Annotated in this window: 14 protein-coding genes; 7 read left to right on the top strand and 7 right to left on the bottom strand. The window is 64.3% G+C overall.

What is annotated here, in order from left to right; genetic code table 11:
* Together NCS00_RS28620 and glpK are read right to left on the bottom strand one after the other, a co-directional pair.
* Positions 1-1,563, bottom strand: a complete 1,563-nt coding sequence (locus NCS00_RS28620; protein ID WP_502801606.1) for a glycerol-3-phosphate dehydrogenase/oxidase — start codon at positions 1,561-1,563, stop codon at positions 1-3.
* Position 1,564: 1 nt separating this feature from the next.
* Positions 1,565-3,088: a glycerol kinase GlpK gene (glpK, locus tag NCS00_RS28625; RefSeq protein ID WP_250441614.1), complete on the bottom strand. Its 1,524-nt coding sequence runs from the start codon at positions 3,086-3,088 to the stop codon at positions 1,565-1,567.
* A 224-nt stretch (positions 3,089-3,312) separates the two neighbouring features.
* On the opposite strand from glpK, the gene NCS00_RS28630 reads away from it, so the two are divergent.
* The gene (locus NCS00_RS28630; protein WP_008346095.1) at positions 3,313-4,080 is read left to right on the top strand and encodes a DeoR/GlpR family DNA-binding transcription regulator; all 768 of its coding nucleotides are present in this window, start codon (positions 3,313-3,315) and stop codon (positions 4,078-4,080) included.
* 99 nt (positions 4,081-4,179) lie between these two features.
* Complete coding sequence (locus NCS00_RS28635) at positions 4,180-5,103, top strand: DMT family transporter (RefSeq protein WP_250441615.1); 924 nt, start codon at positions 4,180-4,182, stop codon at positions 5,101-5,103.
* 3 nt (positions 5,104-5,106) lie between these two features.
* On the opposite strand, the gene NCS00_RS28640 is transcribed toward NCS00_RS28635, so the two are convergent.
* Complete coding sequence (locus NCS00_RS28640) at positions 5,107-6,849, bottom strand: IlvD/Edd family dehydratase (RefSeq protein WP_008346097.1); 1,743 nt, start codon at positions 6,847-6,849, stop codon at positions 5,107-5,109.
* A gap of 325 nt (positions 6,850-7,174) precedes the next feature.
* On the opposite strand from NCS00_RS28640, the gene NCS00_RS28645 reads away from it, so the two are divergent.
* The 4 genes from NCS00_RS28645 to NCS00_RS28660 are packed head-to-tail and all read left to right on the top strand — an operon-like array spanning position 7,175 to position 10,845.
* Positions 7,175-8,281, top strand: a complete 1,107-nt coding sequence (locus NCS00_RS28645; protein ID WP_008346098.1) for a sugar ABC transporter substrate-binding protein — start codon at positions 7,175-7,177, stop codon at positions 8,279-8,281.
* Positions 8,281-9,291: an ABC transporter permease gene (locus tag NCS00_RS28650; RefSeq protein ID WP_008346099.1), complete on the top strand. Its 1,011-nt coding sequence runs from the start codon at positions 8,281-8,283 to the stop codon at positions 9,289-9,291. The genes NCS00_RS28645 and NCS00_RS28650 overlap by 1 nt, the downstream gene beginning before the upstream one ends.
* Positions 9,291-10,082: an ATP-binding cassette domain-containing protein gene (locus NCS00_RS28655; protein ID WP_250441616.1), complete on the top strand. Its 792-nt coding sequence runs from the start codon at positions 9,291-9,293 to the stop codon at positions 10,080-10,082. The genes NCS00_RS28650 and NCS00_RS28655 overlap by 1 nt, the downstream gene beginning before the upstream one ends.
* A gap of 19 nt (positions 10,083-10,101) precedes the next feature.
* Positions 10,102-10,845, top strand: coding sequence for a FadR/GntR family transcriptional regulator (locus NCS00_RS28660; RefSeq protein ID WP_008346102.1), 744 nt, complete (start codon positions 10,102-10,104; stop codon positions 10,843-10,845).
* A 254-nt stretch (positions 10,846-11,099) separates the two neighbouring features.
* Here NCS00_RS28660 and NCS00_RS33580 read toward each other — a convergent pair whose 3' ends face one another.
* Entirely contained in the window at positions 11,100-11,513 is a 414-nt protein-coding gene (locus tag NCS00_RS33580) for a hypothetical protein (RefSeq protein WP_350029267.1), read from the bottom strand.
* 40 nt (positions 11,514-11,553) lie between these two features.
* Here NCS00_RS33580 and NCS00_RS28665 point away from each other — a divergent pair, with 40 nt between their 5' ends.
* Positions 11,554-12,462, top strand: coding sequence for a hypothetical protein (locus NCS00_RS28665; protein WP_008346106.1), 909 nt, complete (start codon positions 11,554-11,556; stop codon positions 12,460-12,462).
* On the opposite strand, the gene NCS00_RS28670 is transcribed toward NCS00_RS28665, so the two are convergent.
* The 3 genes from NCS00_RS28670 to NCS00_RS28680 are packed head-to-tail and all read right to left on the bottom strand — an operon-like array spanning position 12,455 to position 14,642.
* Positions 12,455-12,775: a Rieske (2Fe-2S) protein gene (locus tag NCS00_RS28670; protein ID WP_250441618.1), complete on the bottom strand. Its 321-nt coding sequence runs from the start codon at positions 12,773-12,775 to the stop codon at positions 12,455-12,457. The genes NCS00_RS28665 and NCS00_RS28670 overlap by 8 nt on opposite strands.
* Positions 12,772-13,590: an intradiol ring-cleavage dioxygenase gene (locus NCS00_RS28675; RefSeq protein WP_250441619.1), complete on the bottom strand. Its 819-nt coding sequence runs from the start codon at positions 13,588-13,590 to the stop codon at positions 12,772-12,774. Before NCS00_RS28675 ends, NCS00_RS28670 begins: the two co-directional genes overlap by 4 nt.
* On the bottom strand, positions 13,587-14,642 hold the full coding sequence (locus NCS00_RS28680) for a maleylacetate reductase (RefSeq protein WP_250441620.1): 1,056 nt from the start codon (positions 14,640-14,642) through the stop codon (positions 13,587-13,589). The genes NCS00_RS28675 and NCS00_RS28680 overlap by 4 nt, the downstream gene beginning before the upstream one ends.
* Positions 14,643-14,651 lie beyond the last annotated feature (9 nt).

Consider the following 14,651-nt stretch of genomic DNA (forward strand, 5'->3'; position numbering starts at 1 on the left):
CTACGACAGCATCCAGGTTCGCGCGAACGCATCGAAACGCGCGATTTCTTCCGCTTGCCATTGCGCGCCGTGCCCGAGTTCTTCGGCGATGATTCTGGCGACTTCGGGCGCGGCATCGCGGGCGGCGGCGGCATCGAGAAACAACGCGCGATTGCGCCGCGCGAGCACATCCTCGACACAGCGCGCGAGTTCGGCCCGCGCCGCGAAGCGCGTCTGCGCCTCGGTCAGGCCGCTCGCCTTCACCAGAACGTTTTGCGCGCCCGGCAGACGATCGATGATTGCCCCATCGGAACCGTAGTAGCCGTGTTGCTCCGCCGTCGATCCATGCAGCGGCAACGACGCCGTTCGGCACGGCGCAGCGCTCAGCAGGTGCTTCGAGACGGCGAGATCGATCACCTGCTGCGCCATCAGACGGTACGTGGTCCACTTGCCGCCCGTCACGGTGATCATGCCGGTCGCGTTCATTTCGATGGTATGTTCGCGCGACAACGACGCGGTCGATGCCGCGCCGTCACTCTTCACGAGCGGACGCAGCCCCGCCCATACGCTCAGGACATCGTCGCGCGTCGGCTTGACGGACAGATAATCGGCAGCCGTCGCGAGAATGAAATCGATGTCCTCGTCGCTCGCGCGCGGATCGAGCGGCAAGTCGTGACGCGGCGTGTCGGTCGTACCGACTATCGCGTGACCGTGCCACGGCACGATGAACAGCACGCGCCCGTCCTGCGTCTTGGGCACGAGGATCGCGCTATCGCTGCGCAGGAAGCGGCCGGGCAAGGTCAGATGCACGCCCTGGCTCGGCGCGACGATCGGGCGCGCGCCGGGCTCGGCCATCGCGCGGATCGAATCGACCCAGACGCCCGTCGCATTGACGACGCAGCGCGCGCTCACCGCGAACCGGTCGCCGCTTTCGACGTCCTCCACCTCCAGCCGATGACGCCCCGCCGCGCGATCGAACTGAACGCCGCGCACCGCCGCATTGTTCAGCGCGACGCCACCGAGATCGAAGAGCGTGCGCATCAGCGTGATGGCGAGACGCGCGTCGTCGAACTGGCCGTCGAAATAAAGCGTGCCGCCGCGCAGCGCGTGACCGTGCAGCGATTCGGCGAGCATCGGCGATTTCGCGCGGGTTTCGGCGAGATCGAGGCTGCGGCTCGCGCGCAGGTTGAGCGAGCCCGCGAGCCAGTCGTAGATCTTGAGGCCCGCGCCGTACGTCAGCTTGTCGCCGAGCCGGTACGCGGGAACGATGAAACCGAGCGCGTGCACGAGATGCGACGCATTGCGCGCGAGCAGTCCGCGCTCTCGCAACGCTTCGCGAACGAGCGGGATGTTGCCCTGCGCGAGATAGCGCACGCCGCCGTGCACGAGCTTGGTGGCCTTGCTCGATGTGCCCTTCGCGAAGTCGCGCGCTTCGAGCAGCAAGGTCCGATAACCGCGCGACGCCGCATCGACGGCCGTGCCGAGACCGCTCGCGCCGCCGCCGATCACGACGACATCGAAGAACGGCGTCTGATCTGTTTCGCGCAAGAGCGCCGCGCGTCCGGATGGCATGTTCGTTTTCATGTCAGACCGTGGAAAGCGGTTCTTCGGCGGGATGTTCCCAGGCGCGGGCGCGATCGATCGCGCGATGCCAGCGCTCGATGTGCATCGCGCGTTCCGCCGACGCCATCGCGGGTTCGAACCGGCGCGCGGGCGGCCACGCGCTCGCGATTTCGTCGCGGCTCGACCAGAAGCCCGATCCGAGTCCGGCGAGGCAGGCCGCGCCGAGCGCGGTCGATTCCGTGACGCTCGGGCGGACGACGGGACGGCCGAGCAGATCGGCCTGAATCTGCATCAGCAGGTCGCTCTGCGACGCGCCGCCGTCCGCGCGCAGCTCGCTCACGGCGATGCCGGCATCGGCTTCCATCGCGTCGAGGACATCGACCGTCTGGAACGCGATGGCTTCGAGCGCGGCCCGCGCGATATGCGCGCGATTCGTCCCGCGCGTCATGCCGAGCAGCGTGCCGCGCGCGTAGGGATCCCAATACGGCGCGCCCAGACCCGCGAATGCGGGCGCGAGCACGACGCCTTCGCTCGACGAACATTGCGCGGCGAGCGCGCTGATTTCCGCCGCGCTTTCGATGAACCCGAGACCGTCGCGCAGCCACTGGACGATCGCGCCGCCCATGAAAACCGCGCCTTCCAGCGCGTAGGTGCGCTGCCCGCCGAATTCCCAGCCGATCGTGGTCAACAGCCGATGCCGCGATGCGACCGGCTGCGCGCCTGTGTTCATCAGCATGAAAAGGCCGGTGCCGTAGGTATTCTTGACGAGGCCCGGCTCGACGCAGCCCTGCCCGAAGGTCGCGGCCTGCTGGTCGCCGGCGACGCCTGTGATCGGAATCGGCGCGCCGAACAACGCGGCGTCGGTATGGGCGATCGCTCCGCTCGATGCCACGACTTCGGGAAGCACGGCGCGCGGGATATCGAAGAGCGCCAGCAGCTCGTCGTCCCATGCGCCTGCGCGGATGTCGAAGAGCGCGGTGCGCGCCGCATTCGATACATCGGTTACGTGGCGGAGGCCTGCGCTCAGTTGCCAGAGGAGCCAGCTATCGACGGTGCCGAACGCCAATTCGCCGCGGCACGCGCGCGCGCGCAGGCCGGGCGCGCTGTCGAGCAGCCACGCGAGCTTGGTCGCGGAAAAGTATGGATCGATGCGCAAGCCCGTCTTTTCTTCGATGAGCGATTCCGCGCCGGATTCGATCAGACGGGCGCAATGCGCGGCGGTGCGGCGGTCCTGCCAGACGATCGCGGGTCCGACGGGCGCGCCCGTTTGCCGGTCCCAGAGCAGCGTGGTTTCGCGCTGATTCGCGATGCCGATGGCGGCGATATCCGAAGCCCGCGCGCCGGCCTTCTGCATCGCTTCGTGCGCGACGGCGAGTTGCGACTGCCAGATGTCGGCGGGATCGTGCTCGACCCGCCCCGGCTGCGGATAATGCTGCGCGAACTCCCGCTGCGCGCTCGCTATCACGCTGCCCGAATGGGCGAACAGCATCGCGCGGGAACTGGTCGTGCCCTGGTCGAGGGCAAGGATAAAACGTCGCTGGCTCATGCGGCCACTCCAGACAGCCGGTTCGGAGAATGTTCGAATACGAATCTGAATATTCGTTTTCAACCATCGTAGCATCGCGTGGCGTCGACGGAAAGATGGCGGACGCACTGTTCGAGCGCATGTGAACCGGCAATTTCAGAGCCGGCGTTGGTCGGCGGCGGCTTTCGTCGTACACTGCGCGCATCCGATAATTTTCATTTTTTTGCGATTCCGAGCAGCTTTCGATGACATCCGACCAAGCACTGAACGGCAGGCAGCGCGCGCTGCTGGATCGCGTCGCCCGAGACGGCTTCGCGACCATCGAAGACCTCGCGGCGCAATTCGACGTCACACCGCAGACGATCCGGCGCGACGTCAACTGGCTGTCCGATCGGAACCTGCTGCGCCGATATCACGGCGGCGCGAGCGCGCTGACGAGCTCCGAGAACGCCGCGTACACGGCGCGTCAGCAGATGTTTCTCGACGAGAAGCGTCGCATCGCGAGGCGGGTCGCGGCGGAGATTCCGAATCACGCGACGCTCTTCATCAATCTCGGCACGACGACCGAGGAAGTGGCGCGCGCGCTGCGCCAGCATACGGGCCTGCGCGTCATCACGAATAACCTGAACGTGGCGAACATTCTCGCGGACGAGTCCGACGCGGACCTGATGGTCGCGGGCGGCAAAGTGCGCGCGCGCGACAAGGGCGTCGTGGGCGAGCAGGCCGTCGACTTCATCCGGATGTTCAAGGTGGACTTCGGGATCATCGGCATTTCGAGCATCGAGGAAGACGGCACGCTCCGGGACTTCGACATCGCGGAAGTGCGCGTGGCGCAGGCGATCATCGAGCAGTCGCGCACGGTGTTTCTCGTTGCGGATCATTCGAAGTTCGGCCGCGCCGCGCTCGTGAAACTCGGGCATCTCAGCCAGATCGACGCGCTCTTCACCGACGCCCCGCCGCCCGAATGGATCGCGGAAAGTCTCGCCGATGTCGCCGTGCATGTCGCGGATTAAGGCGACGCGATCGGCGAACCGTCCTTGTCGTCCGCAGCGTCGCGGACACTACAATCGGGTACTTTGACAGCATCCGCTTACAAGCACGGGGACGCGAACATGGCGCAAGCGCCGCACATCGGCCGGAAGGAAGACCGCAGCACGCACAACGAACGCCGCTGGCTCACGACCGGCGGTCCGATTCTCTTTTTGCTGCTCTGGTCCGCCGGCTTTCCGATTGCGAAAACCGGCCTGCATTACGCGTCGCCGCTGACGTTTCTCGCAATACGTTTCGCATTGAGCGTCGGCGTGCTGCTCGCGGTATGCGCCGTGAAGCGTCCGCAATGGCCGCGCAACGCGCGCGCGTGGCTGCATCTCGGCGTCGTCGGCTTTCTCGTGCAGGTGATGTACTTCGGACTGAGTTATCTGTCGATGACCGCGGGCATCGCGACGTCCGTGCTCGCGCTGATCGTGTCGTTGCAGCCGATTCTCGTCGGCGTGCTCGCGCCGAAGTTCGTCGGCGAACGCATCGGCGTGCGCAGATGGATCGGCTTGCTGCTCGGGCTCGCGGGCGCGGCCGGCGTGATCGTCGCGCGCGGGCCGCTGCATGCGGAATCGCTCGGTCCGGTGCTGATGGCGATCGGCGCGCTCGTCGGCATCACGGCCGCGATGCTCTATGAAAAGCGCCTGGGGACCGCGCAAGATCCGGTGACATCGAATCTCGTGCAATACAGCGTCGGCTTCGTGTTTTGCGCGCCGATGGCCTTGCTCTTCGAGCACACGCAAGTGCAATGGACGCCGACATTCATCGCGACGCTCGCGTATCTCGTCGTCGGCAATTCGCTGATCGCGATCACGCTGCTGCTCGCGATGACGCGTGCGGGCAAGGTCTCGCAGGTCGCGTCGCTGTTCTTCTTCGTGCCGCCGGCAGCCGCCGTGCTGTCGTACTTCTTTCTCGGCGAAGTGCTGCCGAGGACCGCATGGTATGCGATGGGCGTCGCCGTGCTCGGCGTCGCCATCGCCACATGGAAGCCGCGCAGATAGCGGCTAGTGCGAATGCTTCGGCACTTCCGCGCCACGGCATCCGACGAGAAAGTCGAAGTCGCAACCTTCATCGGCCTGAAGAACGTGCTCGACGTACAGCTTGCGATAACCCGTTTTATCCTCGGGAATCTCGCTCTTCGCCGCGTTCCACGCATCGAGGCGCGCGCGGATTTCATCGTCGCCGATGTCGATGCGTAGCACGCCGTTGTCGCAATCGAGCTCGATCCAGTCGCCATCGCGCACGATCGCAAGCGGCCCGCCCGCGCGTGCCTCGGGCGCGACGTGCAGCACGACGGTGCCATACGCCGTGCCGCTCATGCGCGCATCCGACACGCGCACCATGTCCGTCACGCCTTGCGCGAGCAGCTTCGGCGGCAAGCCCATGTTGCCGACTTCCGCCATGCCCGGATAACCCTTCGGCCCGCAATTCTTCATGACGAGCACGGAGTCCGCCGTGACATCGAGATCGGGATCGGCGATACGGTGCTTGTAGTCGTCGAAGTTCTCGAACACGACCGCGCGCCCGCGATGCTTCAGCAACGCAGCCGTCGCCGCCGACGGCTTCAGCACCGCGCCATTCGGCGCGAGATTGCCGCGCAGCACGCACAATCCGCCATCGGCGACGAGCGGCTTGTCGAGCGGGCGAATCACTTCGTCGTTGTAGAGCGGCGCTTCCTTCACGTTCTCCCACAGCGTGTGGCCGTTCGCGGTGAGCGCATCCGGATGCGGAATCAGGTTCGCTTCGCCGAGACGCCGCAAGACGGCGGGCAAGCCCCCGGCGTAGTAGAACTCTTCCATCAGGAAGCGGCCCGAAGGCTGCAAATCGACGAGCGTCGGCGTGCCGCGACCGATGCGCGTCCAGTCGTCGAGTTCGAGCTTCACGCCGATGCGCCCCGCGATCGCCTTCAAATGAATCGCCGCATTCGTCGATCCGCCGATCGCCGCGTTCGCACGAATCGCGTTTTCGAAGGCCTCGCGCGTGAGCAGCTTGGACAGACGCAAATCCTCGAGCGCCATTTCGACGATACGCATGCCCGACAGATGCGCGAGCACATAGCGACGCGAATCGACCGCCGGAATCGCGGCGTTGTGCGGCAGCGTGACGCCGAGCGCTTCGGCCATGCACGCCATCGTCGATGCAGTGCCCATCGTGTTGCAGGTGCCCGTCGAGCGCGACATGCCCGCTTCCGCCGACATGAACTCGTGAATCGAAATCTTGCCCGCCTTCACCTGCTCGCTGAGTTGCCATACGACCGTGCCCGAGCCGATGTCGCGTCCTTCGTGCTTGCCGTTCAACATCGGTCCGCCCGAGACGACGATCGCGGGCACGTCGCAGCTCGCCGCGCCCATCAGCAACGCGGGCGTCGTCTTGTCACAGCCGACGAGCAGCACGACCGCATCGACGGGATTGCCGCGTATCGCTTCCTCGACGTCCATGCTCGCGAGATTGCGCGTGAACATCGCGGTGGGACGCAAATTCGATTCTCCGTTGGAGAACACCGGAAACTCGACGGGGAACCCGCCCGCTTCGAACACGCCGCGCTTCACGTGCTCGGCGAGCTTGCGGAAGTGCGAATTGCACGGCGTTAGTTCGGACCACGTATTACATATGCCGATGATCGGCTTGCCCGCGAACTCGTGGTCCGGAATGCCCTGGTTTTTCATCCAGCTCCGGTACATGAACCCGTTCTTGTCGGCGGTGCCGAACCACGCGGCCGAACGGAGCTTGGCTTTTGGGGCGCTCATGGCTTTGATCACTTGATGGGAAAGACCTATAAATAGCATGACTATATCGATGGGGCGTACCGGGAAAACGCTAATCGCCACGTCAAAACACTCTGCATATAGTTTGTCTATTGAAGTCAGCGCGCGGGCTTCGTCGTCCCAATTACTAGTTCAAAACGCCGCGCTCTCGAATCGCCCTCTCGCACTGTTCGCATGGTCATCCGCAACGCTTCGTTCTTTCATCCATGAAAGCCGCGTGTGTATGACGTGCCGTGAAACCCAGTATCTGACAGCGATCGACGATGAGTCGACCCATCGACCAACGAAGAAGAGACCGGAGGAACACATGGCGCAGAATCGGGATGACGACGCAAACGACAGCAAGCTCATCAGCGCGGGCCGGCGCGGCATCATGCAGGGCGCGGGACTCGGCGCGGCGCTGTCGCTCCTGGGCGGCGTGACCGGTGGCGGCGGTTTGATCTCGTCCGCGCAAGCGGCCGAAGCGGCGTTTCCGCAGCACAAGAAATGGAAGATCGTGTTCGTCAATCATGTGACGACGAACCCGTTCTTCGTGCCGACGCAATACGGCATTCAGGATGCGTGCTCCATGTTCGGCATGGACTATCAGTGGACCGGCTCGGCCACGTCCGACGCGGGCGAAATGGTGCGCGCGGTGAATTCTGCGATCGCTGCGAAAGCCGATGCGATCGCCGTGCCGATCGTCGATCCGAACGCATTCGACAAGCCCATTCAGGCCGCGCTCGACGCCGGCATTCCCGTATTCGCTTACAACGCCGATGCGCCGCGCGGCAAGACGAATCCGCGGCTCGCTTACATCGGACAGGATCTGTATCTGTCGGGTTATCAGATGGGCGAGCGAATCGCCAGCATGATCGACAGCGGCATGGTCGCGCTTTTCATCGCCACGCCGGGACAGTTGAACATTCAGCCGCGTCTCGACGGCGCGAGCGATGCGATCAAGAAATCCGGCAAGAAGATCGACATTCAGACCGTTGCGACGGGCGCGACCGTCAACGAAGAACTGTCGAAGATCAAGTCGTTCTATCTCGGGCATCAGGACCTGAAAGGCATGTTCGCAGTCGATGCCGGCAGCACGCAAGGCGTCGCGCAAGTGATGAAGGAATCGAACCTGCCGTCGAAGGGCGTGCATGGCGGCGGCTTCGATCTGTTGCCGCAGACGATCCAGCTCATCCACGAAGGCTTCCTCGATTTCACCATCGACCAGCAGCCGTATGTGCAGGGCTTCTACACGGTGATGGAAGCGTTCGTGTTCCTCGCGTCGGGCGGGCTCGTCGGGCCGGCGAACATCAATACCGGTCTCAAGTTCGTGACGAAGGATACGGTCGAGCCGTATCTCAACACGTCGACGCGTTATGAAGGCAAGACCACCAAGCCGCAAATCGTGCCGATGAAAGGGGCCATCAAGTCCTGATGAACACAGTGAACGAACCCCGTAAAGCAACGACGCCCGCGCGGATCGCCAGTCCGCGCGGTGCGTGGGCGTCGCATTGGGCGCCGGAGTTGCGCATCCTCCTCGTGGCCGTGCTGCTCGCGGCTTACTTCCAGTTCATCAACCACGACTTCCTGTTTAGCAACGCGAGCCTCGTCAACCTTTCGCAGTATGTCGCGCCGGTCGCGATCATCGCGTTCGGCGAGATCATGCTGATGATCGGCGGCGACATCGATCTGTCGGCGGGCATGGTCTTCGCATTCGCGCCGTTCATGATGGTGTTCGCGAACGAAGCGGGCGCGCCGATGTGGCTCGCGGTGATCGCGGGGCTCATCGCCGCGGCGATCATCGGCTTCGTGAACGGCGCGGTGACGGTCTTTCTGCGCCTGCCTTCGTTCGTGACGACGCTCGGCACGCTCTTTCTCATCAACGGCATCACGCTGACCGTCTCGCGCGGCACGCCCGCCGCGACGCCGGGCTCGCCGGAATTCGCCGCCGTGATGGGCGCGTGGGGCTATAGCGAGATCATCTGGACCGTTGCGATCGCGTTCGTCATGCATGTGCTGTTGCGGCATACGCGCTGGGGTCTGCACACGCAGGCGGCGGGCGCGAATCCGCTCGGCGCGAGCGAAGCGGGCATTCATGTGAACCGGCTGCGGCTCGGCAATTTCGTGCTCGCGGCGGTGCTCGCCGGATTCACGGGCATTCTCGAAAGCTTTCGCATCACGTCGATCGATCCGCAAGCGGGCGGCAATCAGATCATGTTCCTCGCCGTGGCCGCTGCCGTGATCGGCGGGACGCCCTTGACGGGCGGCTCGGGCACGATTGTCGGCGGACTGCTCGGCGCGGCGGTGCTCGGCATTCTAAGCGATGGCTTCACGCTCATCGGCATCAACGCGTTCACGTTCAACATCATTCTCGGCGCCGCGATTCTCGCCGCGATGATCTTCAATATCCACATCGGCCGCATTCGCCGCAAGGGAGCACGGTGATGGCAGACCCGCAAGCAGCAGCCGCCACCGATCTCGCGCTGCGCGGCGACAAGCTCGTCAAACGCTTCGGCGCGGTGACGGCGCTCGACGGCGTGTCGCTTACGCTCGGCCGTGGCGAGATTCTCGGCATTCTCGGCGACAACGGCGCGGGCAAGTCGACGCTCGTGAAGATTCTCACGGGCTTTCATCAGCAGACGAGCGGCACGCTGCATGTGGACGGCGAGGAAACGCTGCTGAAGTCCGTCGATCATGCGCGCGCGCTCGGCATCGAATGCGTGTATCAGGACCTTGCGCTCGCGAATTCGCTGTCGATTTATCACAACATGTTCCTCAATCGCGAGATCGTGCGGCGCGGTCCGTTCAGGCTCGTCGACCACAAGCAGATGCGCGAGCGCGCGGCGCAATGTCTCGAGGATATCGGCGTACATGTGCCTTCGGTCGATCTGCCGGTCGAGCGTCTGTCGGGCGGTCAGCGTCAGGCGATCGCGGTCGCGCGCGCGGTGCATTCGAACGCGAAAATCCTGTTGCTCGACGAGCCGCTCGCCGCGATGGGCGCCCGCGAGGCCGCGCTCATCATCGATCTCGTGATGCGTTTGAAGGAAAAGGGCGGCCTCTCGATCATCATGATCATGCACAACTATGCGCAGACGCTGGACATCGCGGATCGCATCATGTTGATGCAGCGCGGCCGCGTGACTTACGAGCAGCGCAGCGCGAACACATCGGTCGCGGAACTGATGGATATCGTGAGACGGGAATATCGGGCGATGCGCGCGACGACCGCTCAATAGCCGTTTCGAGCTGCGCGTCATGGATTACCGCAACCCCAAGCAACGCAAGAGCATGCACGGACGCATCGTGCAGGAGCTCGGCATGCAGATCGTCAGCGGGCGCATTGCGCCGGGCGAGCGTCTGCCCGCCGAGCCCACGCTCTGCGAAAGCTACGGCGTGAGCCGTCCCGTGCTGCGCGAAGCGACGCGCGTGCTCGTCGCGAAGGGGCTCGTCGTATCGAAGCCGCGCGTGGGCAGCGTCGTGCGCGCGCGCGACGAATGGCACATGCTCGACCCGGACGTGCTCGTCTGGACCATCAGCCATCTTCCCGAAGGCGAGTTCTTCCGCTCGCTGATGACAGTCCGCCAGATCATCGAACCGGCCGCCGCCGCGCTCGCGGCCATCTCCGCGACGGATGACGACATCGCGCGCATCGGCGCTGCGTATGAGCGCATGGAAGGTGCGCAGACCGCCGCCGATCTGCTCGTTCCGGACCTCGAGTTTCATCGCTCGATCATGGCGGCGACACACAACGACATGCTCGCGTATATCGGCAACATGCTGTCGCTCGCGCTCAGCGAGTCGATCAAGCTCACGAGCCGCCACCCGAATACGCACGCGCTGTCACTACCGCGTCACAAGGCGATCTTCACCGCGATCGCGAACCGCGATGCGCTCGCGGCGCGTCAGGCGAGCGTCGTGCAGCTCGACAACGCACGCGCCGACGCCACGTCCATCCTCGGCGGCGCGGCGCTCGAACCGGACCGTCCCCTCTCCGGGTAAGTTTTCCCGATCTTTCGCGTCGTAACGTTTGCATCGGACGAAATTCGTTCAAGTCCCGTTCATCCCTGCCGTAAACCCTATTGAGACCGGCTTCGACGCGGTCTCCTCTTCGCCCCACGTGTCCGGCAGCGCCCTCTTCCGGACGGCTCACCGGGGTTAATCGACAAGCATTCCACCGTTCCTGCGTCTGACGCGGGACGAAGGTCCGTTACCGGTCCGTCCGCGTTCGTCCGGACGACTCGCGCAACGTACGCCTACTTCGTGGAGATGGATGTCAGCCACTTAGTAATCCGTATTGAAATGACGAACTTCGCTCCGGCCTTCCGCTTCATCCGATTCAAGTCTATCGCGCTCGTTGCAGCGGTGAGCGTGTTGGTCGCCGCATGCGGCGGCGGCGGTGGCGGTGGCAGCGACAACGCATCATCGAGTAGCGCCGCGCAGAGCGGCAGCGCGTCGGCTTCTTCCGCGAGCGTGACGGGATCGGATACATCGCCATCGGGCACGGGGACGACCAAGCTCACGACGAGCCCGCCCGCCACCGCGAGCGACACCTCCGACGACACCGCGTCGAGCGGCACATCTTCGCCCACGGCCAGCGCGCCCGCTCCCGCGTCGAGCACGGATAGCACGAGCACCGATAACTCGAGCACCGGCAACACAGGCACCACGACGCCGACGCCGACGCCGTCCGCGCGACTCTTCTACGGCGTGAACGGTCACAACAATGAAGGCGGCGCCTACGATATCTCCAGCCCCGCGCTGCAGCTTTCGCAATTGCAGGATCTCGGCGCGAAGCTGTATCGCAACGAGGTCTATAGCCAGGGCACCGCGAACAAGCTCGCGGGCATCGCCGACATTATGGCGGCAGGCGGCGTCACCGTGTATCCGGTGATCCTGATGGACATCGCCACGTTCATCAACGAAACCGACGGCTACAACGCCGGTTTCGCGCTCGGCCAACAGACGGCGAGTTCGCGCCGCTATGCGTACTACGAGGTCACGAACGAGATGGAATCGGCGCTGCTGCTCGGCAATGTCGATGGCGTGCTTCCGTCGCAATACGATGCCGCCAAGTTCAGGATCCTGCGCGGCGTCATTCGCGGGATGATCGCGGGCATCAAGTCGGTCGATACGTCGGGGAAGATCATTCTGGGCGGCGGCACCTGGCTGCACTACGGCTTCGCGCAAATGCTCGCGGCCGGCACGGAGCCGGATGGCAGCACGGGGCATGAGGTCGTGAATTGGGACATCACCGCGTGGCACTGGTACTCGGACATGAACGACATCACCAACGCGTGCGGCGGCACGGGCTGTCACAACGTGCTCGCGGCGCTTCAGGCGCTCGGCAAGCCGATCTGGATCAACGAGGCCGGCGTGCGCCCGAACTTCGGCACCGATCAGCAGATCGCGGCATATCTCGTCGGCAACAAGATGTTGGCGCAGTTCGTCGCGCTCGCATCGACCTACGGCATCGAATCGGTTCAGACGTACCAACTCTACGACGATCCGGCGGGTCTTCCGGGCGGCGGCGCATACGGCTTGCTCGAGAACGACGGCCACACGCAGAAGGACGCCTATACCGCGTACAAGAATTTCGTCGCGGCGCATCCTATGTGATGCTTTCGCCTTCGATCAGCACGCGGCCATTGTCGATGCTGATGGGTATGCGCCTGAGGCTCGCGCCAAGGCATGGACCATCGACGCACACGCCGTCTTCGAAGCGAAACATCGCGCTGTGATGCGCGCACATCAGCAGCGCGCCTTCATAGGTCCAGAACGCGTCGGGCTCGTAGTTGAGCGGTATCGAGAAATGCGGGCAAACGTTGCGATACGCCCACGCATCGCCGCCGCGTCGCAGAACGAGAACCGATGGCGCGGCTTCGAAGCCGCCGCCATCGGGAATGTCGTCGAGCGCGCAAAGAACGTTCACGCGCGCTCCTTCACGAGCAGCGTGAAATCGCGCGCCACCTCGTAACCGCCCTCCTTCGCCACATACTCGATGACGAGCGAGCGCTTCACGCCGAACACTGCATCGGAGTTCACATACGGATCGTCGGACGAGTAGAGCGCGGTTGTCAGCAGCTCGTAGCCGGGTGCGTCGATACGAAAATGGATGTGCGCGGGACGCATCGGATGACGTCCCGTAGCGACGAGCATCTGGCCGACGGGACCATCGGTCGGAATCGGATAGCTCGTCGGCTTGATCGAATGGAACGCGTACGCGCCGTCGGCATTCGTGCGAAAGCGCCCGCGCAGATTGCCTTCCGGCTGATCCGGGTCTTGGCCTTCGTACATGCCGTTCGGCGCGGTTTGCCAGACTTCGATCAGCGCATCGGCGACGGGCTTGCCGTTCACGTCGCCGACCGTGCCATGAAAGAACACCGGCTCGCCATCGCTTTGCGCGATGTTCGCGCCGAACGCCGATTCCTTCACGCCATCGCGATAGAACGGGCCGAGCAGACTGCTTTCGGTCGCGGCTTCATCGAGATGCTGATTGATGTCGTCGAGCACGATGGAAAGCCCCAGCGTATCCGACAGCAGAATGAACTCCTGCCGGATGCCGTCGCACTTCTTGCCCGTCGCCGTCAGGAACTCGATGCCGCGTCGCCATTCGTCGTGCGTGAGGTTCACTTCGCGCGCGAACGCATGCAGATGACGCACCAGCGCGACGACGATCTCCTTCGTGCGCGTATCGGCGCATTGGCCGAAGGCGTCAGTGACGGATTGCGTGAGGTGTTCGTTCATGGTCGTCGTCCTTCGTAGGCCGCTTCGATCAGCGCACGCAGCGGCGAGCGTTCGACCGGACGCGGATTCCAGTACGGGCTTTTCAACGCGATATCGACGGCGATGTCGATATCGCTCTCCTTCATGCCGATGTCCTTGAGCGCGGTCGGCGCGCCGTTCGTTCGTGCGAGTTCGAATGTGCCTTGCGCGGCATCGTCGGCGTCCAATGCGCGAGCGATGCGCTTCATCGCGCCGGGCGCGGCATCGCGGTTATAGGCGAGCGCGTGCGGCAGCACGATGGTATGCGTTTCCGCGTGCGGCAGATTGAACGTACCGCCGAGCGTATGACACAGCTTGTGATGCAACGACATGCCTACGCTTCCGAGCACCGCGCCGCACAGCCAAGCGCCGTAGAGACAATCGCTGCGCGCATTCATATCCTCAGGATTCCGGACGACCTTGCCGATCCCTTGCGCGAGCGCGCGAATGCCTTCTTCGGCCATCAGGCTCACGATGGGATTCGCGTCCTGCGCGTACAGTCCTTCGGCAGCGTGCGCGATCGCGTTGATGCCGCTCGTCACTGAAAGCGACGCAGGCAGCGAGACCGTGAGTTGCGGATCGTAGATCACGGTTTTCGGCAGCACGCGCATGTCGCGGCCGGTCTTCTTCAAGCCGGCTTCGGTGAGGCCGTAGATCGGCGTCATTTCCGAGCCTGCGTAAGTGGTCGGCACGGCGAGTATCGGCAATGACGATGTCAACGCGATCGCCTTGCCGAGACCGGTCGTCGAGCCGCCACCGATGGCGATCGCGCAATCCGCGCCGATGCGCTCCGCATACTCCCGCGCCGCGCGCGCCGTTTCGACGGGAACGTGCATCACCGCTTCGGCGAACACGCCCGCCGCGCGATGTCCGATGCGTTCGGCGAGCGCTTCGGCCTGATCGCGTTGCGGCGGCGTCGAGAGAATGAGCGCGCGCCTTGCGCCCAGACGTTCGATCTCGCGTTCGACGTGTTCGATGCTTCCCGCACCGAACACGACGCGCGACGGCATGCCCTGATAAACGAACGATTGCATGATTTCGGG

Source organism: Caballeronia sp. AZ1_KS37, from assembly GCF_023631165.1.
GTDB lineage: Bacteria > Pseudomonadota > Gammaproteobacteria > Burkholderiales > Burkholderiaceae > Caballeronia > Caballeronia zhejiangensis.

Excerpts from the sequence above, each read along its gene's own strand:
- NCS00_RS28620 (WP_502801606.1), bottom strand. The coding sequence starts at position 1,563 with ATGAAAACGAACATGCCATCCGGACGCGCGGCGCTCTTGCGCGAAACA.
- glpK (WP_250441614.1), bottom strand. The coding sequence starts at position 3,088 with ATGAGCCAGCGACGTTTTATCCTTGCCCTCGACCAGGGCACGACCAGT.
- NCS00_RS28630 (WP_008346095.1), top strand. The coding sequence starts at position 3,313 with ATGACATCCGACCAAGCACTGAACGGCAGGCAGCGCGCGCTGCTGGAT.
- NCS00_RS28635 (WP_250441615.1), top strand. The coding sequence starts at position 4,180 with ATGGCGCAAGCGCCGCACATCGGCCGGAAGGAAGACCGCAGCACGCAC.
- NCS00_RS28640 (WP_008346097.1), bottom strand. The coding sequence starts at position 6,849 with ATGAGCGCCCCAAAAGCCAAGCTCCGTTCGGCCGCGTGGTTCGGCACC.
- NCS00_RS28645 (WP_008346098.1), top strand. The coding sequence starts at position 7,175 with ATGGCGCAGAATCGGGATGACGACGCAAACGACAGCAAGCTCATCAGC.
- NCS00_RS28650 (WP_008346099.1), top strand. The coding sequence starts at position 8,281 with ATGAACACAGTGAACGAACCCCGTAAAGCAACGACGCCCGCGCGGATC.
- NCS00_RS28655 (WP_250441616.1), top strand. The coding sequence starts at position 9,291 with ATGGCAGACCCGCAAGCAGCAGCCGCCACCGATCTCGCGCTGCGCGGC.
- NCS00_RS28660 (WP_008346102.1), top strand. The coding sequence starts at position 10,102 with ATGGATTACCGCAACCCCAAGCAACGCAAGAGCATGCACGGACGCATC.
- NCS00_RS28675 (WP_250441619.1), bottom strand. The coding sequence starts at position 13,590 with ATGAACGAACACCTCACGCAATCCGTCACTGACGCCTTCGGCCAATGC.
- NCS00_RS28680 (WP_250441620.1), bottom strand. The coding sequence starts at position 14,642 with ATGCAATCGTTCGTTTATCAGGGCATGCCGTCGCGCGTCGTGTTCGGT.